This window comes from Streptomyces sp. NPDC058812, from assembly GCF_042744565.1.
GTDB classification, from domain to species: Bacteria; Actinomycetota; Actinomycetes; order Streptomycetales; family Streptomycetaceae; genus Streptomyces; species Streptomyces thinghirensis.
Window position 1 is genome coordinate 343,908 of record NZ_JBHYOB010000001.1, and the last position, 22,232, is coordinate 366,139.

Below are 22,232 nucleotides of genomic sequence, written 5' to 3' on the forward strand. Positions count from 1 at the left end.
GGGTTCTGCGAGCCCGAGCCCCTCCAGCGACCGCCCAGCCGCACGGGACGCCGCCACGCGGCGGTAGCCGCACATTGATACAGCTTGGACCTGCATGTGAAGGTCGCGAAGGACTGGCAGGGCAACCCGAAGCAGCTGCGGCGGCTCGGGTTCTGAGCGCGCTCGGGTTCTGCGAGCCCGAGCCCCTCCAGCGACCGCCCAGCCGCACGGGACGCCGCCACGCGGCGGTAGCCGCACATTGATACAGCTTGGACCTGCACGTGAAGGTCGCGAAGGACTGGCAGCGCGACCCGAAGCAGCTGCGGCGGCTCGGGTTCTGAGCCTTTCGGGGGGCGGGGCCGGTCAGGCCGGGGGGCGGAAGCCGATGGTCGGGACGGCGCGGCGCAGGGGCCACGGTGCCACCAGGTCGGCCGGGACCAGGTCCGCGAGGAACGCGTAGCGGCGCAGGGCCGTCGGGTCCTGGCGCTCGACCGACTGGACCTTGCGCCACCAGGTGGCGATCTCGCACCAGCCGGGCGCCGACAGCGAGCCGCCGAACTCCTGGACGGAGAGGGCGGCGGTCAGTCCGGCGAAGGCCAGGCGGTCGGCCAGCGGCCAGCCGGCCAGGGTGCCGGTGACGAATCCGGCGACGAAGACGTCCCCGGCGCCGGTCGGGTCCAGGGCCTCGACCTCGATGGCCGGAACCTCGGCGCTCTCCCCCGTACGCCGGTCCACCGCGTACGCGCCGTCCGCGCCGAGGGTGACCACGGCGAGCGGCACGTGCTCGGTCAGGGCGTGCGCGGCGGCGCGCGGGCAGGTGGCGCCGGTGTAGCGCATGGCCTCCTCCGCGTTCGGCAGGAAGGCCTCGCAGTGCGCGAGGTCGGGCAGCCCGGCCAGGTCCCAGGCACCGGTGTCGTCCCAGCCGACGTCGGCGAAGACGCGGGTGCCGCGCGCGGCGGCCTGGGCGATCCAGGGGGCGCGGACGCCGGGTGTGAGGGAGGCGACGGCGGCACGCGCGCGGGGCGGGCAGTCGGGGGACGGTTCCTCCGGCGGCGGCTCGTGGCCGTGGGAGACCATCGTGCGCTCGCCCTCGTACGCCATCGAGACCGTCACCGGCGAGTGCCAGCCGGGCACGGTGCGCGAGGGGGTCAGGTCGATGCCCTCGCCCTGTGCGAGGGCGTCCCAGCAGTAGTCGCCGTAGTGGTCGTCGCCGAAGGCCGCGGCCAGCGAGGTGCGCAGACCGAGGCGGGCCAGCGCCGTCGCCATGTTCGCCACACCGCCCGGGCTCGACCCCATCCCCCGCGCCCAGGACTCGGTCCCGCGCACCGGTGCGGAGTCGAGCCCGGTGAAGACGACGTCGAGGAAGACGGTGCCGGTCAGGTACACGTCCCAGGGCGGGTCCTGCGGTGTGCGCAGGGCGGCGAGGGGATCGACCTGGGGACGGTGGTGCGATCCCTCGTCCGGGACGTGGCGGTGTGTTCTCTCGGCGGCCGGCATGACGGGCATGGCGGGCACGCCGGACGCGGTGGACACGGTGGACGCTGTCACGGTGCGCTCCCTGGCATGGTGCGGACCCCGCCAGTGTGCACCACACCACTGACAACCCGACGGCGTCGGGGCCGGTGGTACCGGAGCGTGGCCGCCGCTTCCCGGGGCGGTACGGCCGGTTACCAGCGCGGGACGGGAGGCGTCACCCACTCCGGGTCGGCGACCCGCATGGCGGCCGCGTCGTCGCGGTCACGGAGCGTGCCGTCGTCGTCGAGCCAGCGGCGGTGGAGGAACTCCAGCCGGTCGCGGTCGAGTTCGACGCCGAGGCCGGGCGCGTCGGAGACGGTGACCCTGCCCCCGTCGAAGGTGAGCCGTTCGGTGAGCACGTCCTCGGACTGCCAGGGGTAGTGGGAGTCGCAGGCGTGGTGGAGGTTCGGGACGGTGGCCGCCACGTGGGTCATGGCGGCGAGGCTGACGCCCAGGTGGGTGTTGGAGTGCATGGAGACCCCGACGCCGAAGGTGCGGCAGACGGCGGCGAGTTGCTGGGTGTTGCGCAGCCCGCCCCAGTAGTGGTGGTCGCAGAGCACGACCTGCACGGCGCCCGTCGTGAACGCCTCCTGGATCTCGGCGAACGTCGTCACACACATGTTGGTCGCGAGCGGCACCCCGGTCTTCGCGGCGACCTCGGCCATGGCCGGGGTGCCGAGCGCGGGGTCCTCCAGGTACTCCAGGACGTCGGCGAGTTCCGCGGCGACCTTCAGGGAGGTCTCCACGGACCAGGCGCCGTTGGGGTCCAGTCGCAGGGGGTGGCCGGGGAAGGCCTCGGCGAGCGCCCTGATCGCGGCGATCTCCTCCTCGGGCGGGAAGACGCCGCCCTTGAGCTTGAACGAAGCGAAGCCGTACCGCTCGGCGAAGGTACGGGCCTGTGCGACGACCCCGGCCGGGTCGACGGCGGCGCCCCAGTCGTCCTGCTCGCCCGCCACGCCCGCCGGATGGCCGGCCCACTTGTAGAAGAGGTACGCGCTGTACTCGACGGCGTCGCGCACCTTGCCGCCCAGCAGCGCGTGCACGGGCAGGCCGAGCGCCTTGCCGAGGGCGTCGAGGCAGGCGACCTCGAAGCCGGAGACGACGGACAGGCGGAGCTTGTCGGCGGTCTGGACACCGCGCAGTCCGCCGACGTCCACCCGTCCGGAGACCCGGGAGGCGTCGACGGCCACCTCGTCCGCGCTGATGAACAGGCCGTTGAGGTCGGAGACCTGTCGGCCGACCAGCCGCGCGGCGAAAGCGCGGGCCAGTTCCAGGTACTTGGCGTCGCCGTAGGTCTCGCCGACCCCGGTGATCCCGTCGGCGGTCTCCACCTCGATGATCAGGCGGGGGGTGTACGGCTGGTGGACGCCCTGTGTGTTGAGCAGGGGCGGGTCGGCGACCAGGATCGGCGTGAGACGGACGTCGGCGATGGCGAGGTCGCGGGTCACAGGGCTGCTCCTACGAGGTCGGTCGGCACCGTCTCGGTATGTAAATGACATCCACGTATGGAGATGGAGACTAGGTAGGCGGACGGGAGCCGTCAATGGGGCGAGGAGACCCGCACGAGACGCGAGCGCCCGCTGCCGAACGCCCGTGTTCGCCCCCCGGCACCACTCCCTGGCCCCACGTCGCCCTTTTCACGGCCCGGGTACCTGCCTCCGTATCCGCTGCCCACCGCTTCCGCGACCCGCGTGGCCGCGGGGCGGTGCTCGTCGGGTCGGCGCCCTCGCCTGGCACGGCGGCCGGGCCGCTGACCGGCAGTGTGCTGTCGGCGCGGGCCGGCTGTCCGGTGACGGGCCTGGTCCTCGGCGCCGGTCCGCTGCCGATCGCCGCCCCGATGACCGCCGTCGCCCCGCACACCGGCGGGCGCCCGCTGCCGCCCGGCGCGATCCGCCGCCGCGGCGGCACCCGGGCCGCCCTGGTCGCCGCCGCCACCGGCACGCCCAGCGGCGCGGCGCGGGCTGAGCCGGGCTACCCGAACTCGTACGCCTCCACCTCGGCCAGGTAGCGCGCCCGCAGTTCCTCCTCGTCCTCCAGGAAGGACGCGAGGAAGGAGTTGCGGGCGAGCTCCCGCAGCCGCTCCTCGGTGAGGCCGAGGGCCACGCGTACGGCGTCGAAGTTGTCGCCCGCGTAGCCGCCGAAGTAGGCCGGGTCGTCGGAGTTGACCGTGCACATGAGGCCCGCGTCGAGCATCGCGGGCAGCGGGTGGTCGGCGAGGGTGTCGACCGTGCGCAGCCGGACGTTGGACAGCGGGCACAGGGTGAGCGGGACGCGTTCGCGTACCAGGCGCTCGACCAGCGCCGGGTCCTCGACCGAGCGCAGGCCGTGGTCGATCCGCTCGACGCCGAGGACGTCCAGGGCCTCGACGACGTACTCCGGCGGCCCCTCCTCGCCCGCGTGCGCGACCCGGCGCAGCCCGAGGGCGGCGGCGGCCTCGTACACCTCGCGGAACTTGACCGGCGGGTGGCCGACCTCGGCGGAGTCCAGGCCGACGCCGGTGATCCGGTCGAGGTACGGCTTCGCGGCGTCGAGGGTCGCCAGCGCCGACTCGGCGGACTCGTCGCGCAGGAAGCACATGATCAGGCGGGTGGAGACGCCGTGGTTCGCGCGGCTGGTGCTCAGCGCCCGCCACAGGCCCTCCACGACCGTGCCCATCTGCACGCCCCGGGCGAGGTGCGCCTGCGGGTCGAAGAAGATCTCCGCGTGCCGCACGCCCTGCGCGGCGGCGCGGGCCAGGTAGGCGTTCGCGAGGTCCTCGAAGTCCCGCTCGGTGCGCAGGACGGCCATCAGCTCGTAGTACAGGTTCAGGAAGGACTGGAGGTCCTCGAACCGGTACGCCTCGCGCAGCGCGTCCGTGTCCGCGTACGGCAGGGGCACGCCGTTGCGGGCGGCCAGCTCGAAGGCCAGCTCGGGTTCCAGGGTGCCTTCGATGTGGAGGTGCAGTTCAGCTTTGGGCAAGGGCATCAGAGAATCGTACGACCGGTTTACCGACGTTTCGGAACCGGGACTCTCAGGAGGTCGTGGGCCACGGTCAGCTCCCCCTCATAACCGGCCGCCCGTGCCTGCCGCTCGAACTCCTCGGGGTCCGAGTAGCGCTGGCTGAAGTGGGTGAGGACCAGGTGCCGTACGCCCGCGTCCCGGGCGACCCGCGCCGCCTGGCCGGCGGTGAGGTGGCCGTGGTCGGTGGCGAGGCGCTCGTCCTCGTCGAGGAACGTGGACTCGATGACCAGCAGGTCGCAGCCCTCGGCGAGCGCGTGCACGCCCTCGCACAGCCGGGTGTCCATGACGAACGCGAACCGCTGGCCGCGCCGGGTCTCGCTCACCTCGTCGAGCGGTACGCCGTTCAGCACGCCCTCGCGCTGGATGCGGCCCACGTCGGGGCCCTTGATGCCGCGTGCGGCGAGGCGGTCGGGCAGCATGCGGCGGCCGTCGGGCTCGGTGAGGCGGTAGCCGTAGGACTCGACGGGGTGGGAGAGCTTGCGGGCGTCGAGGGTGTAGGCGGGGGTGACGGCCAGGACGCCGTCGGTGTCGACCGGGGCCTCCGTGAGGGCGACCGTCTCGCGGTAGGCGGTGGCGTACCGCAGGCGGTCGAAGAAGCGCCGGCCGGAGCGCGGGTAGTGGGCGGTGACCTCGTGCGGGACCTGGTCGAGGTTGATGCGCTGGATGACGCCGGCGAGGCCGAGGCTGTGGTCGCCGTGGAAGTGGGTGACGCAGATCCGGTTCAGGTCGTGGGCGGCGACCCCGGCGCGCAGCATCTGGCGCTGCGTGCCCTCGCCGGGGTCGAACAGGATGCCCTCGCCGTCCCAGCGCAGCAGGTAGCCGTTGTGGTTGCGGTGCCGGGTCGGGACCTGGCTGGCGGTGCCGAGGACGACGAGTTCACGTACGGACATCGTGGGTTATCCGAGTCGTCCGGGTTACCCGGGGGGCCATTCGAGGCCGCGGCCGCCGAGGACGTGGGCGTGCGTGTGCCAGACGGTCTGGCCCGCGCCGGTGCCGGTGTTGAAGATCGTGCGGTAGCTGTCGAGCTGCTCCTGGTCCGCGATCGCCTGGGTCTCGCGCAGGACGTCCGCGGCGAGTTCCGGGGCACCGGCGGCGAGCGCGGCGGCGTCCCGGTAGTGCGCCTTGGGGATCACCAGAACGTGGGTGGGCGCCTGGGGGTTGATGTCCCGGAAGGCGACGGTCGTGTCCGTCTCACGGACGATCGTCGCGGGGATCTGCCCTGCGACGATCTTGCAGAACAGGCAGTCGTCCTGCGGTTCCCCGGCCATGGGGCCTCCTCACGCTGGTGATCTTGTACAGGGGCATCGTATCGACCGGGCACTCAGTCCGAGGCCGGCAGGCTCGGCGGGGTCTTCGCCGGGGTCTCCTCCAGCGCTGCCAGCGCCAGCCGGATCGCCTCGTCCAGCTGGGGATCGCGGCCCGCCGCGTGGTCCTGGGGGCGCTGCGGGACCTCCACGTCCGGATCGACGCCGTGGTTCTCCACGCCCCAGCCGTAACCCTCCAGCCAGAAGGCGTACTTGGGCTGGGTGATCAGCGTGCCGTCGACCAGGCGGTAGCGGCTGTCGATGCCGATGACGCCGCCCCAGGTGCGGGTGCCGACGACCGGGCCGATGCCGAGCGCCTTGATCGCGGCGTTGACGATGTCGCCGTCGGAGCCGGAGAACTCGTTGGCGACGGCGACGACCGGGCCGCGGGGCGCGTCCAGCGGATAGCTGGCCGGCCGCATGCCGCGCGGCAGGTCCCAGCCGACGATGCGCCGGGCGAGCTTCTCGACGACCAGTTGGGAGGTGTGGCCCCCGCGGTTCTCGCGGACGTCGACGACCAGGCCCTCGCGGGCGACCTCGACGCGCAGGTCGCGGTGGATCTGGGCCCAGCCGGGGGCCTGCATGTCGGGGACGTGGAGGTAGCCGAGCCGACCGCCGGACTTCTCGTGGACGTAGGCGCGGCGGTCGGCGACCCAGGCGTGGTAGCGCAGGGGCTCCTCGTCGGCGAGGGGGACGACGACGGCGTGCCGCGGTTCGCCGCCGCCGGACGGGGAGATGGTCAGCTCGACCGGCTTCCCGGCCGTGCCGACCAGCAGCGGGCCCGGCCCGGTGACCGGGTCGACGCCCTGTCCGGCGACCGCGACGATCGCGTCCCCGGCGCGGACGGCGACGCCGGGGGCGGCGAGCGGGGAGCGGGCGTCGGGGTCGGAGGTCTCCGAGGGCAGGACGCGGTCGATGCGCCAGGTGCCGTCCTCGTGCCGGGAGAGGTCGGCACCGAGCAGGCCCTGCCGGGCACCGCCGCCGTGGCCGCCGCGCGGGGTGACGTAGGCGTGCGAGGTGCCCAGTTCGCCGTGCACCTCCCACAGGAGGTCGACCAGGTCGTCGTGGGTGGCGAGGCGGTCGAGGACGGGCCGGTAGCGGTCGAGTACGCCGTCCCAGTCGACGCCGTTCATGTCGGGCCGCCAGAAGTGGTCCCGCATGATGCGGCCGGTCTCGTCGTACATCTGGCGCCACTCGGCGGCCGGGTCGACGGTCTGCCGCACGCGGCTCAGGTCGACGGTGATGTTGGTGTCGCTGTCCTCGTCGCCGGAGGCCCGCCGGTCGCTGGGGACGACCTTGAGGCGTCCGTCGGTCCACAGCAGCACCCGCTTGCCGTCGCCGCTGACCTCGAAGTGGTCGGCGTCGGCGGCGAGGTGCTCGACCCGCTGCTGGGCCAGGTCGTAGCGTTCCAGCTCGGTGTGCGGGTCGGGTGCGTCCGGGGTGGCGCGGGAAGCGCCGAGCACGCCGGTGACCGGGTGGCGCAGCCACAGGACGCCGTCCTTGGCGGCGCGCAGCCGGGAGTAGCGGGCGGCCTCGACGGGGAACGGCACGATGCGGTCGGCGAGGCCCTCGATGTCGATCCGGGTGGTCGGGGTGCCCTCGCTGTCGGGGGTCTCGTCCCGGTCCGGGGTCTCGAAGGGGCGGCCGTGGCGCTGCGGGCCGAAGGGCGACGGGGTGGTCGCGGCGAGCGTGATCAGGTACGGGCGGGCACCCTCGACGAAGGCCAGGTCGAAGACGTGCTCGTCGTAGACCGGGTCGAAGGAGCGGGTGGAGAGGAAGGCGAGGTGCTTGCCGTCCAGGGTGAAGGTCGGCGAGTAGTCCTTGAAGCGCAGCGGCGTCGCCTCGCTCACCGACAGGTCGGTGGTGTTGGCGAGCTTGAGCTGGCGCAGCGGGTCGGGGCCGGGGTGGGACCAGGCGAGCCAGGCGGAGTCGGGCGAGAAGACCAGCCCGGACGCGTCGCCGTCCTCGCTGCGGTCGACCTCGCGGACCTCGCCGGTCTCGCGCTCGACGAGCAGGACCCGCCCGTCGTGCGAGGCGACGGCGGCGCGGCTGCCGTCCGGCGCCATGGCGAGGGCGAGCACCCGGCCGAGCTGCCCGGCGGCGAGGCGCCGCGCGGTGGCGCCGGGGGCGAGTCCGGTGGCGGGCGCGAACTCCAGGGCGTCGTCGCCCTCGGCGTCCGTCACCCACACCACCCACTCCTCGCCGTCCGCGCGGAAGGTGCGCGGCAGCCGGGTGCGTACGCCGGGCTGCGCGGCCAGCGCGCGGGCCGGTCCGGCGCGGTGGGTGACCCAGTGCACACCGCCGCGTACGGCGACGGCGCTGCCGCGCGCGGTGTGGTCGGGGGACGCGGAGCCGAACCAGCGGGCGGCGTTGACGGGGTGGGCCTGGAGGTCGACGCGCGTACCGCCGAGACGGATGTCGAGGCGGCGCGGTTCGGCGGCGTCCAGGTCGTCCAGCACCCACAGTTCACCGGCGCTGGAGTAGACGACGCGGGTGCCGTCGGTGGCGGCGTGCCGGGCGTAGAAACCCCCGAGGGGGGTGTGGCGGCGCAGGTCGGAACCGTCCGCGAGGGAGGAGTAGAGCGCGCCGGTGCCCTCGTGGTCGCAGAGGAAGGCGATCCGGTCGCCGACCCAGAACGGGTACTCGATGTTGCCGTCGAGGTCGCCGTGCAGCCGGGCGAACTCGCCGTCTCCTTCGGCGTCGTCGATCCACAGCTTGCCCGCCGTGCCGCCCCGGTAGCGCTTCCACCAGGCGGCCTCGCGGCCCATCGGCGCGGACAGCAGCACGGTGCGCGGGCCGTACGCGACATCGCCGACGGGCCCGTACGGCAGGGTGGTGGCCGGTCCGCCGTCGAGCGGGACGGCGCGGGCCCAGCTGCGGCGCAGGCTGGCCTGGCCGTAGGCGCTGAGGGCGAGGACCTGTCCTTCCGGGGTCCAGCCGCGTACCTGGGTCTTCAGGCTGCCCCAGTGGGTGAGGCGCTTGGCGGGGCCGCCGTCGGCGGGGGCGATGTGCACCTCGGGGGCGCCGTCGCGGGTGGAGGTCCAGGCGACCGTGGTGCCGTCGGGCGAGACGCGCGGGTGGTTCACCGGCACGTTGTCGGCGCTGACCCGCCAGGCCCGGCCGCCGTCGAGGGGGGCGAGCCACACGTCGTCCTCGGCGGTGAAGGCGACCAACTCGCCGTGCGGGTGCGGAAAGCGGAGGTAGGCAGGCGCTGCGGGCTGTGTCACCCCCTCACCCTATGCAGGGGCGGGGCCCGCCGACAGAGGTTTGGATCACTTACCGGCCACCGGCCCGCCGGGCTATTTGCCCTCCACCGGCCGGCAGTGGGGATCGTCCGGGCACCAGATGGTCCGGGTGACGGTCACCGTGGGCCCGGGCTGGTGCTGGGTGGGCCGGTTCGCGGGCGGGGCGCTCGTGGCGTCGCAGTTTCCCAGGCCCTTGACGCGGAACCACTCCTTGCCGTCCACCTCGGCGGTCAGATCGCCGCGCACACAGGCGCCGTTGACGACCCGGGTCACCTCGCCGTCGACGGTGATGTCCTGTCCGCCGTCGGTCTCCCCCTCGCAGTCGACGGAGGCGACGGTGTCCTCGCCCGCCGAGGCGGTGGCGCCGTCGTCCCCGAAGGAGGCGGTGCAGGTGAGCCACCGCACCTCCGCCTTCCGCCGCTCCAGTTCGCGTGTCACGGTCTGGTCGGTCGTGTACGCCACGGACGCCGAGCTGAGCCCGCCCGGGTCGCACCCGCCGACACCGCCGACGGCGACGACCGCGCCGACGACCACCGGAGCCGCGCGCCGAATCCGCCTCAATGCCCCCATGAAGGGCAGCCTGCCACCGGTGTGGGGCGGGCGGTAGGGCGCATACGGCCACTCCTCACTACCGTGGGCGGATGGGCACCGACCGCAGGCAGCGCAGGCTCGTCGTGGACGAGCGGACGACGTACCTCTGGAGCCACCGGCAGAAACGGGGCCGTGACGGTATCTGGCGTGACGCGCTGACGCTCTACCGCGACGGGCTCCGCATCCGGTTCGTCTTCCTCGCGGGCGGCCCGGACTCGGGCCGGTACACCTCCGAGGGCGGCTACTGGTACGAGGGCTGCGTGGCGGACGGCCGCGGCAACCTGCTCAACCTGCGCGAACCCGGTGTCGTACGGCGGTTGGTGGACGAGGCCGGACGACGCGGGCTGCTGCCCGGTGCCGGGGGCGGGCCGGTGGAACTGGACGGCTGGGAGCTGTTCCCCGCGTTGGCGTCGGCGCTCGACCGGCCGGCGGCCTGACCGGTCTCAGGACCAGCGGCCGGTGCGGGCCAGGAGTACCGCCGTCGCCGCGGTGCCGGCGGTGGAGGTGCGCAGGACACTGCGTCCCAGGCGGTAGGGCCTGGCACCGGCCTGGGCGAAGAGCGCCAACTCCTCCGGTGAGACCCCTCCTTCGGGGCCGACGACCAGCACGATGTCCCCGGTGGTGGGGAGTTCGGTGGCCGCCAGCGGCTCGTCGCCGCTCTCGTGGAGTACCGCGGCGAAGTCGGCGTCGGCCAGAAGTGACGCGACCTGCTTGCTCGTCGCCGCGTCCGCGACGTCGGGGAAGCGGACCCGGCGGGACTGCTTGCCGGCCTCCCGGGCCGTCGCCCGCCACTTGCCGAGCGCCTTCAGGCCGCGGTCGCCCTTCCACTGCGTGATGCAGCGGGACGCCGCCCAGGGCACGATCGCGTCGACGCCGACCTCGGTCATCGTCTCGACGGCCAACTCACCGCGGTCGCCCTTGGGCAGGGCCTGGACGACGGTGATACGGGGTCGCTCCTCGGGCTCCTCCCGGACGCTCTCCAGGTCCGTGACGACCAGGCGGTCCTTGCCCTCGGCGGACTTCACCACGCCCTCGGCCCAGCGTCCGCGCCCGTCGGTGAGGACGACGTCCTCGCCGGCCCGCAGCCGCTTCACGGAGACGGCGTGCCGTCCCTCGGGGCCGTCCAGGACGTACTCCCCTCCGGGCAGGTCCCCCGGCTGGAGGGAGTCGACCACGAACACCGGCGCCGTCATCGGCCCGTACCTCCCGCCACGAAGCCTGACAACGCTGTCCCGGCCGCCGCGAGTTCGGCCACCAGCACCTCCACCAGCTGCCCGGCGGGCAGCTCCCGGGCCATCCGGTGGCCCTGTCCCGCCCAGAGCGCCATGCCCTGCGCGTCGCCCGCCTTCGCCGCCGCCTTGCGCAGCGGGGCGGTGAGGTGGTGCACCTCCGGGTAGGCGGCGGGGGCGTAGGGGCCGTGCTCGCGCAGGAAGCGGTTGACCAGGCCGCGGGCGGGGCGGCCGGAGAAGGCGCGGGTCAGCTCGGTGCGGACGAAGAGGGGATTGGTCAGCGCCTGCTTGTGCAGGGCGTGCGCGCCGGACTCGGGGGTGGCGAGGAAGGCGGTGCCGAGCTGGGCGGCGCCGGCGCCGGCCGCGAGGACCGCGGCGATCTGGCCGCCGCGCATGATGCCGCCGGCGGCGACGATCGGCAGGCTCACCGCCTCCCGGACCTGGGCGACCAGCGACAGCAGTCCGGTGCCGGCGCCGCCCGTCTCGGGGTGGTCCCGGTGGGTGCCCTGGTGTCCGCCGGCCTCGGCGCCCTGCGCGATCACCGCGTCGGCGCCGCAGAGCTCGACGGCCCTGGCCTCCTCCGCGGTGGTGGCCGCGACCAGGGCGAAGGTGCCGACGCGGTGCAGGGAGTCGACGACCTCGCGGCTCGGGACGCCGAAGTGGAACGACACCACCGGGACCGGGTTGTCCAGCAGCACCGCGAGCTTGGTGTCGTAGCCGTCGTCCCGGCCGCACTCGGGGTCGCCGAGCTCCGTCTCGTACCAGGCGGCCTCGCCGGCCAGCTGGTGGGCGTAGACGCCGACGGCCGCGGGGTCGGCCGTCTCGGGCTGCGGCATGAAGAGGTTCACGCCGAAGGGGCGGTTCGTCAGTCCCCGCAGCTGCTTGATCTCCTGGTACATCCCGTCCGCGGTCTTGTACCCGGCGGCGAGGAATCCCAGCCCGCCCGCCTCGCAGACCGCGGCGGCGAGCTGCGGCACGGAGACGCCGCCCGCCATGGGCGCCTGCACGATCGGATAGGGGAAAAGATCGGTCAGTGCGGAGGACATGACGGCATGTTGTCACGTCCTCCGCACAAGTCCGAATCCGGGCTTCCGTTGGCATACGCCAGGAGCATCCGCATCGGAAAGCCCCTGGCGGTACGCCGCGGCCGGTGCCCGTCAGCGCCCGTTGAACGCGTCCTTCAACCGCGAGAACAACCCCTGCTGCCCCGGCTGACAGTGCCCGCCCGGGGGACCGACCCCCGGACCCCCGGCAGATCCCCGAGCGCCACGCCGACAAGCCGGCACAGCCCTCGGGACCACCACGTCAGCGCCCGTTGAACGCGTCCTTCAACCGCGAGAACAACCCCTGCTGCCCCGGCTGGAACTGCCCCGTCGGGCGCTCCTCGCCACGCAGCGTGGCCAGCTCGCGCAGCAGGCGTTCCTGCTCGGGGTCGAGCTTGCTCGGGGTCAGGACCTCGACGTGGACGATGAGGTCGCCCCGGCCGCCGCCGCGCAGGTGGGTGACGCCGCGGCCGTGCAGCGGGATCGACTGGCCGGACTGGGTGCCCGGGCGGATGTCGACCTCCTCCATGCCGTCGAGCGTCTCCAGCGGCACCTTCGTGCCGAGGGCCGCCGCCGTCATCGGGATGGTGACCGTGCAGTGCAGGTCGTCGCCGCGCCGCTGGAAGGTCGAGTGCGGCAGCTCGTGGATCTCGACGTACAGGTCGCCGGCGGGGCCGCCGCCGGGGCCGACCTCGCCCTCGCCCGCGAGCTGGATCCGGGTGCCGTTGTCGACACCGGCCGGGATCTTCACGGTCAGGGTGCGCCGGGAGCGGACCCGGCCGTCGCCCGCGCACTCGGGGCACGGGGTCGGGACCACGGTGCCGAAGCCCTGGCACTGCGGGCAGGGGCGCGAGGTCATGACCTGGCCCAGGAAGGACCGGGTGACCTGCGAGACCTCGCCGCGGCCGCGGCACATGTCACACGTCTGGGCCGACGTGCCGGGGGCCGCGCCCTCGCCGTTGCAGGTGTTGCAGACGACCGCGGTGTCGACCTGGATGTCCTTGGTCGTGCCGAAGGCGGCCTCGTCCAGCTCGACCTCGATGCGGATCATCGCGTCCTGGCCCCGGCGGGTGCGCGAGCGCGGCCCGCGCTGCGACGCCGTACCGAAGAACGCGTCCATGATGTCCGAGAAGTTCCCGAAGCCACCCGCGCCGAAGCCGCCCGCGCCACCGCCGGCGGCCTGCGAGAGGGGGTCGCCCCCGAGGTCGTAGACCTGCTTCTTCTGCGGGTCCGACAGCACCTCGTAGGCGGCGTTGATCTCCTTGAACCGCTCCTGGGTCTTCGGATCGGGGTTGACGTCCGGGTGCAGCTCGCGGGCGAGCCTCCGGAACGCCTTCTTGATCTCGTCCTGGGAAGCGTCGCGGCGCACGCCGAGTACGGCGTAGTAGTCCGTGGCCACCTACGACTCCGCCAGGATCTGTCCGACGTACCGTGCCACTGCGCGTACCGCTCCCATCGTTCCCGGGTAGTCCATGCGGGTCGGTCCGACCACGCCGAGCTTGGCAACCGCCTCGCCGCCCGAACCGTAGCCCACCGACACGACGGACGTGGAGTTGAGTCCTTCGTGGGCGTTCTCATGACCGATACGGACGGTCACGCCCGGATCCTTCGCCTCGCCGAGCAGCTTGAGGAGCACGACCTGCTCCTCCAGCGCCTCGAGGACGGGTCGGATCACCAAGGGGAAGTCGTGCCCGAAGCGGGTCAGATTGGCGGTGCCGCCGATCATCAACCGCTCCTCGTTCTCCTCGACCAGCGTCTCCAGGAGAGTGGAGAGCACGGTGGAGACCGTACCGCGGTCCTCGGCCCCGAAGGCCTCCGCCAGATCTTCCACCAGGCTCGGCACGTCCGAGAAACGGCGCCCGGCGACCCGGCTGTTGAGCCGCGCGCGCAGGTCCGCGACGGACGCCTCGCCGAACGGCGCCGGGCAGTCGACCATCCGCTGCTCGACCCGGCCGGTGTCCGTGATCAGCACGAGCATCAGCCGCGCGGGCGCCAGGGAGAGCAACTCCACGTGCCGCACGGTCGAGCGGGTCAGCGACGGATACTGCACGACGGCGACCTGCCGGGTCAGCTGCGCGAGCAGCCGCACCGTGCGGGCCACCACGTCGTCGAGGTCGACGGCGCCCTCCAGGAAGTTCTGGATGGCGCGCCGCTCGGGCGGGGTCATCGGCTTGACGCCGGCCAGCTTGTCGACGAAGAGCCGGTAGCCCTTGTCGGTCGGGATGCGCCCGGCGCTGGTGTGCGGCTGGGCGATGAACCCCTCGTCCTCCAGGGCCGCCATGTCATTGCGCACGGTGGCCGGGGAGACGCCGAGGTTGTGCCGCTCGGTGAGCGCCTTGGAGCCGACCGGCTCCTCGGTGCCGACGTAGTCCTGGACGATGGCGCGCAGCACCTGCAGCCTGCGTTCACTGAGCACTCGCGCACACCTCCCGAAGTCGTCCGCCGGCGTCTTGCCTGTCGTCGCCTGTCTCACGGTCCGTCCCTGGCACTCACGGCGTGCGAGTGCCAGACTTCCCCGGCCCAGTGTACGGCCGTGGGGTACGCCCCCGGCAAGGCCGGGGCCGCGCCGCCGTGAACGGAGGTGTCGCGGCGCTAGCGTCGTCGTCGTGACGGTGACTTGGGAAGACCTGGGATGGGAGCGCGTCGCGGCCGGGGTGGGCCGGCGCCGGCTGCCGGTGTGGGACTGCACCGCGGGGCTGGTCGTCGGCGCCGGCGCGGCGCTGGTGGTGGACGCGGGGTCGAGCCTCGGCGAGGGCGCCCGGTTGCGCGCGGGGGCGCAGGAACTCGCCGGTCACCGTGTGACACATCTCGCGCTGACCCACCCGCACTTCGACCACGTCCTCGGCGCCGCCGCGTTCGCGGGCGCGGAGGTCTACGGCGCGGTGGGCACGGAGGCGGTGTTCGCGCGGGGCGGACACGGGCGGGAGGCGCTGCGCTCGGAGGCGGTGGCGGAGGGGCTGGACGCGCGGCTGGCGGAGGAGGCGGTCGACGCGCTGGTCCGCGTCCGCCACGAGGTCTGCGGCGAGTGGACGCTCGACCTGGGCGGCGGCCGACAGGTGCTGCTCGCCAACGTGGGCCCCGGGCACACCGGGCACGACCTCGCGGTGCTGGTGCCGGGCGACCCGGAGGTCGTCTTCTGCGGCGACCTGGTCGAGGAGTCCGGTGAGCCGCAGGCGGGCCCCGACGCCGTGCCGTCGCACTGGCCCGCCGCCCTGGACCGGCTGCTCGACCTGGGCGGTGAGGACGCGCTGTACGTGCCCGGTCACGGGGCGGTGGTGGACGCGGCGTTCGTCCGCGCCCAACGGGACGCGCTGGCCGCGCGGTTCGGCGTGTCGCGCTGATCACTGCGCGGCCGCTCCTCGTATCGTCATCAGAATGCGCCAGTACTCCGCCGACCTGACCCCTTCGTGGAAGAAACCGCAGCCGGTACCGGAGGTCCCGGCCGATCCCGGCCTGGTGGTCGAGGAACCCGGCACCGGTTTCTGCGGCGCGGTGATCGGCTGCGAGGCGGGCACGGTGACGTTGGAGGACCGCTTCGGCAAGCACCGGGTGTTCCCGCTGGAGCCGCGCGGCTTCCTGCTGGAGGGGCGGGTGGTGACGCTGGTGCGGCCGTCGTCCGGTCCGGTACGTCCCACCCGTACGGCGTCGGGCTCGGTGGCGGTCCCGGGGGCACGGGCGCGCGTGGCCCGCGCCGGGCGCATCTACGTCGAGGGCCGGCACGACGCCGAGCTGGTCGAGAAGGTCTGGGGCGACGACCTGCGCGTCGAGGGCGTGGTCGTGGAGTACCTGGGGGGCGTGGACGACCTGCCGTCGATCGTCGCCGACTTCGCCCCGGGCCCGGACGCGCGGCTGGGGGTCCTGGTGGACCACCTGGTGCCGGGCTCGAAGGAGTGGCGGATCGCGCAGGCGGTGACGAGCGAGCACGCGCTGGTCGTGGGCCACCCGTACATCGACATCTGGGAGGCGGTGAAGCCGTCGACGCTGGGGATCGAGGGCTGGCCCCGGGTGCCGCGCGGTCAGGACTGGAAGACGGGGGTGTGCCGGGCGCTGGGGTGGCCGCCGGAGAACACCGGGGCGGTGTGGCAGGCGATCCTGGCGCGGGTGGGGTCGTACAGAGACCTGGAGCCGGAACTGCTGGGCAGCGTGGAACGACTCATCGATCACGTGACCGTGCCTTGAGTGTCGTCCGGTCGTTGCCAGGCCGGGCCCGGTGGACTGCTCTCCGCCGCTGCGGAGACGGTCCGTCGATCAGCTCGTCCACACGGCCGAGCAGTTCCTGCTCCCCGCCGAAGCGGGGATGACCCCTCAGTCCACCAGGTCCCGCACCACCGCGTCCGCCAGCAACCGCCCGCGCAGCGTGAGCACCGCGCTCCCCGCCGCGTACGGCCCCTCCTGGAGGAGTCCGTCGGACAGCGCCCGGCGCGACGCCGCGAGCCCCGCGTCCCGCAGCAGCGACAGCGGCACCCCCTCCCGCAGGCGCAGCTCCAGCAGGATGCGTTCCACCCGCCGGTCCTCGTCCGTCAGGACCTCCCGCCCGGCCCCCGGCGACTTCCCGGCCGCCAGCGCCCCCGCGTACGCCCCCGGATGCTTCACGTTCCACCACCGCACGCCGCCCACGTGCGAGTGCGCCCCCGGCCCCGCGCCCCACCAGTCGGCGCCCCGCCAGTACAGCTCGTTGTGCAGGCAGCGCCCCGCGTCCGAGGTGGCCCAGTTCGACACCTCGTACCAGTCGAAGCCCGCCGCCGAGAGGGTCTCCTCGGCGATCAGGTACCGGTCGGCGTGGACGTCGTCGTCGGTCATGGGGACCTCGCCGCGCCGGATCCGCCGGGCCAGCTGGGTGCCCTCCTCCACGATCAGGGCGTACGCCGAGACGTGGTCCGGGCCGGCCCCGAGCGCCGAGTCCAGCGAGGCGCGCCAGTCGTCGTCACTCTCGCCGGGGGTGCCGTAGATCAGGTCCAGGTTGACGTGGTCGAAGCCGGCCGCGCGGGCCTCGGCGACGCAGGCCTCCGGGCGGCCCGGGGTGTGGGTGCGGTCGAGCACCTTAAGGACGTGCTGCTGCGCGCTCTGCATGCCGAAGGAGATCCGGTTGAAGCCGCCCTCGCGGAGGGTGGCGAGGTAGGCCGGGTCGACCGACTCCGGGTTGGCCTCCGTCGTCACCTCCGCGTCCGCCGCGAGGCCGAACTCGTCGCGGATCGCGTGCAGCATCCGCACCAGGTCGCCGGCGGCCAGCAGGGTGGGCGTACCGCCGCCGACGAAGACCGTGCGGACCTCGCGGGGGTCGTCGCCGAGCACCTTGCGGGCCAGCCGGACCTCGTCGACGAGCGTCTCGGCGTAGTTGTCGCGGGAGGCGAGGACGCCGCCGGTGCCGCGCAGCTCGGTCGCGGTGTAGGTGTTGAAGTCGCAGTAGCCGCAGCGGGTCGCGCAGTACGGCACATGCAGGTAGAAGCCGAGGGGGCGGTCGGCGGCGCCGGCGAGCGCGGACGCCGGGAGGGCGCCGTCGGCGGGGACGGGCTCGCCGTCGGGGAGTGCGGAGGGCATGCGTTCCATTGTCCCGCACCCGCGTGTGTCCCCCGCGCGCTCAATCCGCCTGGAGCACCAGCAGCGCCAGATCGTCCTCGGGGGGCCGGGGCCCGAACTCGTGCACCAGCCGCCTGATGCGCTCGGCGACCAGCCCGGCGTCCAGTCCCGAGCACCCGGCGAGCGCCGCGGCGAGACCGTCCCCGTCGTCGAACTGGCGGGAGCCGCTGCGTCGCTCGGTGACCCCGTCCGTGACGCAGAGCAGGGTGTCACCGGACCGCAGCTCGAAGGTCTCGCTGGTGTACGTCGCGTCCTCGACGACGCCGAGCAGGGTCTGCGGCTGCGCGACCGCGCGCACCGCGCCGCCGGGGTCGAGGAGCAGCGGCAGGGGGTGCCCGGCGGAGGCGAGGGTGCAGCGGACGCCGCCGTCGAAGGGGACCAGTTCGCCGTAGAGCAGGGACAGGAAGCGGGTCTGCGGTCCGTCGCCCGGGGCAACCGCAGGGCCGACGGCGACCAGGGCGCGGGCGGCGGCGTCCGCGGCCTCGGTGGCGTCGTCGAGGAGGAGCTGGTTGAGGCGGTCGAGGACGTCGGGGACGCCGTACTCCTCACGGGCCAGCAGCCGCAGCCAGGGCCGGGCGAGGCCGATGACGACGGCGGCCTCGGGGCCCTTGCCCTGGACGTCGCCGACGGCGAAGCACCAGCGGCCGTCGCCGGCCGGGAAGAGGTCGTAGAAGTCGCCGCTGGGGCCGCCCTTGTCGCACGGTTCGTAGACGAGGGCGCTGCGCACGCCGGGGATCTCGGCGACGGCGCCGGGCAGCAGGCCGCGCTGGAGGACGGCGCTGATGGTGGCCTGCCGGGCGTACTGGCGGGCGGCGCCGATGGCGAGCGCCACCCGGCGGCTGAGGTCCTCGACCAGTCCGGTGATCTCGTCGGGGAAACCGGGGAAGCCGGGGGCACCGGTACGCCCGATGACCAGGGTGCCCAGGGGCCGGCCGCCGGCGACCAGGCGGTACGCGAGCGCGGCGCCGTGCGTGCCGTCCGGGCCCAGCGCCTCGCCGGGCCAGGGGTGGGCGACGGGGCCGGAGCGCCACGGGTCGCGCGGGCGGGGCGGGTCCTTCTCCAGGGCCCGGCGCAGCTCCTCGATGTGGTTCTCGCTGCCGTGCCAGACCCGGGCCAGCCGCGCTCCCACGGCCGCCCCGGGGTCGTCGCTCCAGGCTCCCCGGCCCAGGGACTCGTCCTCCAGCCACACGGCGCACCAGTCGGCGAGCCGGGGCACGATCAGCTGGCCGGTGAGGGAGGCGACCAGGTCCTCGTCGAGCTGTCCGGCCAGGAGGTCGGAGGCCTCGGCGAGGAAGGACAGGGCACCACGGCCCAGCCACTCCCGGTCACGGACACCGCGCCGAACGGTCCCGGCCGTTCCGCCCCGCCAGTCCGGCCACTGCGGGGGGTCGAACCGGGCGGGGCGTTCCTCGCCCTGGGGATACGGCGGGCGGACGGGGCCGGTGCCTGGGCCGTCTGGGGTGCCTGGGGCATTCGGGCGGTCGGGGTGGCCTGGGGCGGCTGGACTGCCTGTGCCATCTGGGCGGTCGGGGAGGCCTGGGCGGTCGGGGAGGCCTGGGCCGACTGGGCCGACTGGTGCATTGGGGCCGTTCGCGGCCGTGGAGCCGCTCGGGCCATCCAGGACCATGGGGCCACTCGGGCTCCCCGGGCCGGACAGGGCCATGGGGCCGCCACCCTGGCTACCCGAACCGTCCAGGACCGTCGGCCCCTTCAAAACGGCTGGTCCCTCCAGGACCGCCTGCCCATCCAGGACCGCCTGCCCATCCAGGCCCATTTGCCCATCCAGGCCCATCTGCCCGTCCAGGGCCATCTGCCCGTCCAGGCCCATCTGCCCGTCCAGGCCCATCTGCCTGTCCAGGGCCATCTGCCCGTCCAGGGCCGCCTGCCTGTCCAGTGCCATCTCACCACCCGAGCCACCCGAGCCACCCAAGCCACCCGAGCCACCCAGAACACCCGGGCCGCCCAGACCCGTCGGACCGCCGGCCCCCTCCCCCGACGACTCCGTGCCCGCCGGCTCGGGGTGCCGGGCCCCTCGGCCCCCGGCGTACGCCTCGATCTGCTCGGCGGTCTCGGCGCCCGCGGCCGGGAGGCGCGCCCACACCGTCTTGGTGCCCGGGCGGTACGTGATGCCCCAGGCCTCCGAGAGCGCGGCGACGAGTCGCAGGCCGCGCCCGTACTCGGGGATCTCGTGCGGCGTCTCGTGGTCGCCGCTCCTCGGGGCGCGGGAGGGGTGGTGGTCCGTGGCCTCGACGACGAGGGTGCCCGTCTCCTCCAGCCGGCAGCCCACCTCGACGTCGGTGCCGGCGTGCACGACGGCGTTGGTGACCAGCTCGCTGACGACGACCAGGGCGTCGGCGGCGAGATGCTCGGTCAGCTGTTCCGTGCCGGGCAGGCCGAGCTCGGCCCAGTCGCCGAGCGCGGCCCGCACCATCTCCCGGGCCGCGCCAGGCGCCAAGGAGCTTCCGAGCAGGGTCACGTGCGCCCGCGCGCACTCCTGGGCGTATGCCTCAGCAGTGTGCGCGGGCGCCCCACTGGCGCGGGAGACGGTCTCCCGTTGCGTCGGAATGGCCCCCATGGACGGCTCCCCGGGCAGTTCGTGCGAATACTTCGCAGTCGTTGCCGACAGAGTGACAGACCGACCCCGTCCATAAGCGCGGAGTTACCGAAGTGGGCCGCCTTGAGCGAGAACCGTGCTAGGCGAACGTTCGAAGACAGCCGGAAGACGGACAGTTTCGGGCATCAGCCGTGCGGACCGCGACGCCCGCCCGCCCCACGCCTCGCCCGCTGCCCGCTGCCGGCTGCCGCTTCAGGCCTCGCGCGAGCCGTCGTACATCTCCTCGATCAGGTGCTTGTACTCCCGCTCCACCACCGGCCGCTTCAGCTTCAGGCTCGGCGTGATCTCCCCGTGCTCGACGTCGAGGTCGCGGGGCAGCAGGCGGAACTTCTTGATGGTCTGCCAGCGCTGGAGGCCCTCGTTGAGCTGCTTGACGTAGCCGTCGACCATCTCGACGGTCACGGGCGCCGCGACGATCTCCGCGTACGGCTTGCCCCCCAGGCCGTTCTCCTCGGCCCACTGGGTGATCGCGATCTCGTCGAGGGCGATGAGCGCGGTGCAGAAGTTCCGGTCGGCGCCGTGCACCAGGATGTTGGAGACGTAGGGGCAGACCGCCTTGAACTGGCCCTCGACCTCGGCGGGCGCGATGTACTTGCCGCCCGAGGTCTTGATGAGGTCCTTCTTGCGGTCGGTGATGCGCAGGTAGCCGTCGGGCGAGAGCTCGCCGATGTCGCCGGTGTGGAACCAGCCGTCGGCCTCCAGCACCTCGGCGGTCTTCTCGGGCAGCTTGTGGTAGCCCTCCATGATGCCGGGGCCGCGCAGGAGGATCTCGCCGTCGTCCGCGATGCGCACCTCGGTGCCGGGCAGCGGCTTGCCGACCGTGCCGGTGCGGTAGGCCTCGCCGGGGTTGACGAAGGACGCGGCGGAGGACTCGGTGAGGCCGTAGCCCTCCAGGATGTGGATGCCGGCGCCGGCGAAGAAGTAGCCGATGTCGGGGGCGAGGGCGGCCGAGCCCGACACGCAGGCGCGCAGGCTGCCGCCGAAGGCCTCGCGGATCTTGGCGTAGACGAGCTTGTCGGCGACGGCGTGCTTGGTGCGCAGGCCGGCGGGGGCGCTGGCGGTGCCGGTGCGCTTGAAGTTGTCCTGGGTGACCTTGGCGTACTCGCGGGCGACGCCGGCGGCCCACTGGAAGATCTTGTACTTGGCTCCGCCGCCCGCCCGGGCCTTGGCGGCGACGCCGTTGTACACCTTCTCGAAGATGCGCGGCACGGCCGCCATGTAGGTCGGCTGGACGACCGGAAGGTTCTCGATGATCTTGTCGACGCGGCCGTCGACGGCGGTGACGTGACCGACCTCGATCTGGCCGGAGGTCAGCACCTTGCCGAAGACGTGCGCGAGCGGCAGCCACAGGTACTGCACGTCGTCGCCGGTGACCAGGCCGGTCGCGGCGATCGCCTTCGCCATGTACGACCAGTTGTCGTGCGGGAGGCGGACGCCCTTGGGCCGGCCGGTGGTGCCGGAGGTGTAGATGAGGGTGGCGAGGTGGTCCTTGGTGAGGGCGCCGACCCGCTTCGTGACCAGCTCGGGGTCCTTCTCCAGGCGGGCCGCGCCGAGGGCCTCCAGCGCGCCGAGGGTGAGGACCCAGTCCTCGCTGGTGTCGGCGCCGGCCGCGTCGATCACGACGACGTGGGTGAGGTCGGGCAGCTCCGCCTTCTTCTCCCTGGCCTTGGCCAGCTGCGCGGCGTCCTCCGCGATCAGCACCCGGCTCTCGGAGTCGGAGAGGATGTACGCCGACTCGTCGGCGTTGGTCTGCGGATAGACGGTGGTCGTCGCCGCGCCCGCGCACATGATGCCGAGGTCGGCCAGGATCCACTCCAGCCGCGTGGCGGAGGCCAGCGCCACGCGCTGCTGCGGCTGGATGCCCAGCTCGATCAGGCCGGCCGCGATCGCGTAGACCCGATTGGCCGCCTGTGCCCAGGTCAGCGACTTCCAGTCGTCCGGGCCCTCGCCCGCGGCCGACGGGACCGGGTAGCGGTAGGCCTCGGCGTCCGGCGTGGCCGCCACCCGCTCCAGGAAGAGTCCCGCCACGGAGGGCGGACGGTTCTCGATCAGTGTCTGTGTGTCGCTCACGACATCCTCCGTGGGCCCGCGACGGTGCGGCCGGCTCGATGCGGCCGGCTCAGGTGCGGCTGGTT

Annotated in this window: 17 protein-coding genes and 2 pseudogenes; 4 read left to right on the forward strand and 15 right to left on the reverse strand. The window is 73.7% G+C overall.

Annotated features, from left to right (window positions below; all coding sequences use genetic code 11):
- Positions 1–342: 342 nt before the first annotated feature.
- Both ACFW48_RS01610 and ACFW48_RS01615 read right to left on the reverse strand, forming a co-directional pair.
- Positions 343–1,476 carry a carbohydrate kinase family protein gene (locus ACFW48_RS01610; RefSeq protein WP_386310230.1) on the reverse strand — a complete coding sequence of 378 codons (1,134 nt, stop codon included), beginning with the start codon at positions 1,474–1,476 and terminating at the stop codon, positions 343–345.
- 170 nt (positions 1,477–1,646) lie between these two features.
- Positions 1,647–2,942 (reverse strand): glucarate dehydratase family protein, encoded by a 1,296-nt coding sequence (locus ACFW48_RS01615; protein WP_386309380.1) that lies wholly within the window; start codon positions 2,940–2,942, stop codon positions 1,647–1,649.
- Between the two features lie 236 nt (positions 2,943–3,178).
- Here ACFW48_RS01615 and ACFW48_RS01620 point away from each other — a divergent pair.
- Positions 3,179–3,502 (forward strand): annotated as a pseudogene (locus tag ACFW48_RS01620) (MFS transporter); the annotation flags it as partial.
- Here the strand turns inward: ACFW48_RS01620 and ACFW48_RS01625 are convergent.
- The 5 genes from ACFW48_RS01625 to ACFW48_RS01645 form a co-directional block, all read right to left on the reverse strand.
- Complete coding sequence (locus tag ACFW48_RS01625; protein WP_386309383.1) at positions 3,466–4,458, reverse strand: adenosine deaminase; 993 nt, start codon at positions 4,456–4,458, stop codon at positions 3,466–3,468. The pseudogene ACFW48_RS01620 and the gene ACFW48_RS01625 overlap by 37 nt on opposite strands.
- A 20-nt stretch (positions 4,459–4,478) precedes the next feature.
- Positions 4,479–5,384 (reverse strand): ribonuclease Z, encoded by a 906-nt coding sequence (locus ACFW48_RS01630; protein WP_386309386.1) that lies wholly within the window; start codon positions 5,382–5,384, stop codon positions 4,479–4,481.
- Between the two features lie 24 nt (positions 5,385–5,408).
- The gene (locus ACFW48_RS01635) at positions 5,409–5,762 is read right to left on the reverse strand and encodes a histidine triad nucleotide-binding protein (RefSeq protein WP_386309389.1); all 354 of its coding nucleotides are present in this window, start codon (positions 5,760–5,762) and stop codon (positions 5,409–5,411) included.
- Positions 5,763–5,815: 53 nt separating this feature from the next.
- A complete protein-coding gene (locus tag ACFW48_RS01640) occupies positions 5,816–9,025 on the reverse strand; it encodes a S41 family peptidase (protein WP_386309390.1) in 3,210 nt (1,069 codons plus the stop codon).
- Positions 9,026–9,097: 72 nt separating this feature from the next.
- Positions 9,098–9,613: a hypothetical protein gene (locus ACFW48_RS01645; RefSeq protein ID WP_386309393.1), complete on the reverse strand. Its 516-nt coding sequence runs from the start codon at positions 9,611–9,613 to the stop codon at positions 9,098–9,100.
- A 71-nt stretch (positions 9,614–9,684) separates the two neighbouring features.
- Here ACFW48_RS01645 and ACFW48_RS01650 point away from each other — a divergent pair, with 71 nt between their 5' ends.
- Entirely contained in the window at positions 9,685–10,071 is a 387-nt protein-coding gene (locus ACFW48_RS01650; RefSeq protein ID WP_386309395.1) for a hypothetical protein, read from the forward strand.
- Between the two features lie 6 nt (positions 10,072–10,077).
- Here ACFW48_RS01650 and ACFW48_RS01655 read toward each other — a convergent pair whose 3' ends face one another.
- The 4 genes from ACFW48_RS01655 to hrcA form a co-directional block, all read right to left on the reverse strand.
- Positions 10,078–10,827 carry a 16S rRNA (uracil(1498)-N(3))-methyltransferase gene (locus tag ACFW48_RS01655; protein WP_386309397.1) on the reverse strand — a complete coding sequence of 250 codons (750 nt, stop codon included), beginning with the start codon at positions 10,825–10,827 and terminating at the stop codon, positions 10,078–10,080.
- Complete coding sequence (locus ACFW48_RS01660) at positions 10,824–11,909, reverse strand: nitronate monooxygenase (RefSeq protein WP_386309399.1); 1,086 nt, start codon at positions 11,907–11,909, stop codon at positions 10,824–10,826. Before ACFW48_RS01660 ends, ACFW48_RS01655 begins: the two co-directional genes overlap by 4 nt.
- A gap of 259 nt (positions 11,910–12,168) precedes the next feature.
- Positions 12,169–13,305 (reverse strand): molecular chaperone DnaJ, encoded by a 1,137-nt coding sequence (gene dnaJ, locus ACFW48_RS01665; protein WP_386309400.1) that lies wholly within the window; start codon positions 13,303–13,305, stop codon positions 12,169–12,171.
- Positions 13,306–14,322: a heat-inducible transcriptional repressor HrcA gene (gene hrcA / locus ACFW48_RS01670; protein ID WP_337303393.1), complete on the reverse strand. Its 1,017-nt coding sequence runs from the start codon at positions 14,320–14,322 to the stop codon at positions 13,306–13,308. It lies immediately after the preceding gene.
- Positions 14,323–14,512: 190 nt separating this feature from the next.
- On the opposite strand from hrcA, the gene ACFW48_RS01675 reads away from it, so the two are divergent.
- Together ACFW48_RS01675 and ACFW48_RS01680 are read left to right on the forward strand one after the other, a co-directional pair.
- Positions 14,513–15,247, forward strand: a complete 735-nt coding sequence (locus ACFW48_RS01675; RefSeq protein ID WP_386309403.1) for an MBL fold metallo-hydrolase — start codon at positions 14,513–14,515, stop codon at positions 15,245–15,247.
- Between the two features lie 34 nt (positions 15,248–15,281).
- Positions 15,282–16,085, forward strand: coding sequence for a DUF3097 domain-containing protein (locus tag ACFW48_RS01680; protein WP_386309405.1), 804 nt, complete (start codon positions 15,282–15,284; stop codon positions 16,083–16,085).
- A 126-nt stretch (positions 16,086–16,211) separates the two neighbouring features.
- Here ACFW48_RS01680 and hemW read toward each other — a convergent pair whose 3' ends face one another.
- The 4 genes and pseudogenes from hemW to ACFW48_RS01700 form a co-directional block, all read right to left on the reverse strand.
- A complete protein-coding gene (hemW, locus tag ACFW48_RS01685) occupies positions 16,212–17,444 on the reverse strand; it encodes a radical SAM family heme chaperone HemW (RefSeq protein WP_386309407.1) in 1,233 nt (410 codons plus the stop codon).
- Positions 17,445–17,484: 40 nt separating this feature from the next.
- The gene (locus ACFW48_RS01690; RefSeq protein WP_386310232.1) at positions 17,485–19,329 is read right to left on the reverse strand and encodes a SpoIIE family protein phosphatase; all 1,845 of its coding nucleotides are present in this window, start codon (positions 19,327–19,329) and stop codon (positions 17,485–17,487) included.
- 255 nt (positions 19,330–19,584) lie between these two features.
- A pseudogene (locus ACFW48_RS01695) lies at positions 19,585–20,058 on the reverse strand (ATP-binding protein); the annotation flags it as partial.
- Positions 20,059–20,289: 231 nt separating this feature from the next.
- The gene (locus ACFW48_RS01700; RefSeq protein ID WP_386309408.1) at positions 20,290–22,167 is read right to left on the reverse strand and encodes an AMP-dependent synthetase/ligase; all 1,878 of its coding nucleotides are present in this window, start codon (positions 22,165–22,167) and stop codon (positions 20,290–20,292) included.
- Positions 22,168–22,232 lie beyond the last annotated feature (65 nt).

Coding starts and splice junctions, on each gene's coding strand:
- ACFW48_RS01610 (WP_386310230.1), bottom strand. CDS start 1,476: ATGCCGGCCGCCGAGAGAACACACCGCCACGTCCCGGACGAGGGATCG.
- ACFW48_RS01625 (WP_386309383.1), bottom strand. CDS start 4,458: ATGCCCTTGCCCAAAGCTGAACTGCACCTCCACATCGAAGGCACCCTG.
- ACFW48_RS01630 (WP_386309386.1), bottom strand. CDS start 5,384: ATGTCCGTACGTGAACTCGTCGTCCTCGGCACCGCCAGCCAGGTCCCG.
- ACFW48_RS01635 (WP_386309389.1), bottom strand. CDS start 5,762: ATGGCCGGGGAACCGCAGGACGACTGCCTGTTCTGCAAGATCGTCGCA.
- ACFW48_RS01645 (WP_386309393.1), bottom strand. CDS start 9,613: ATGGGGGCATTGAGGCGGATTCGGCGCGCGGCTCCGGTGGTCGTCGGC.
- ACFW48_RS01650 (WP_386309395.1), top strand. CDS start 9,685: ATGGGCACCGACCGCAGGCAGCGCAGGCTCGTCGTGGACGAGCGGACG.
- ACFW48_RS01655 (WP_386309397.1), bottom strand. CDS start 10,827: ATGACGGCGCCGGTGTTCGTGGTCGACTCCCTCCAGCCGGGGGACCTG.
- ACFW48_RS01660 (WP_386309399.1), bottom strand. CDS start 11,909: ATGTCCTCCGCACTGACCGATCTTTTCCCCTATCCGATCGTGCAGGCG.
- ACFW48_RS01680 (WP_386309405.1), top strand. CDS start 15,282: ATGCGCCAGTACTCCGCCGACCTGACCCCTTCGTGGAAGAAACCGCAG.
- hemW (WP_386309407.1), bottom strand. CDS start 17,444: ATGCCCTCCGCACTCCCCGACGGCGAGCCCGTCCCCGCCGACGGCGCC.
- ACFW48_RS01690 (WP_386310232.1), bottom strand. CDS start 19,329: ATGGGCCTGGACGGGCAGATGGGCCTGGACGGGCAGATGGCCCTGGAC.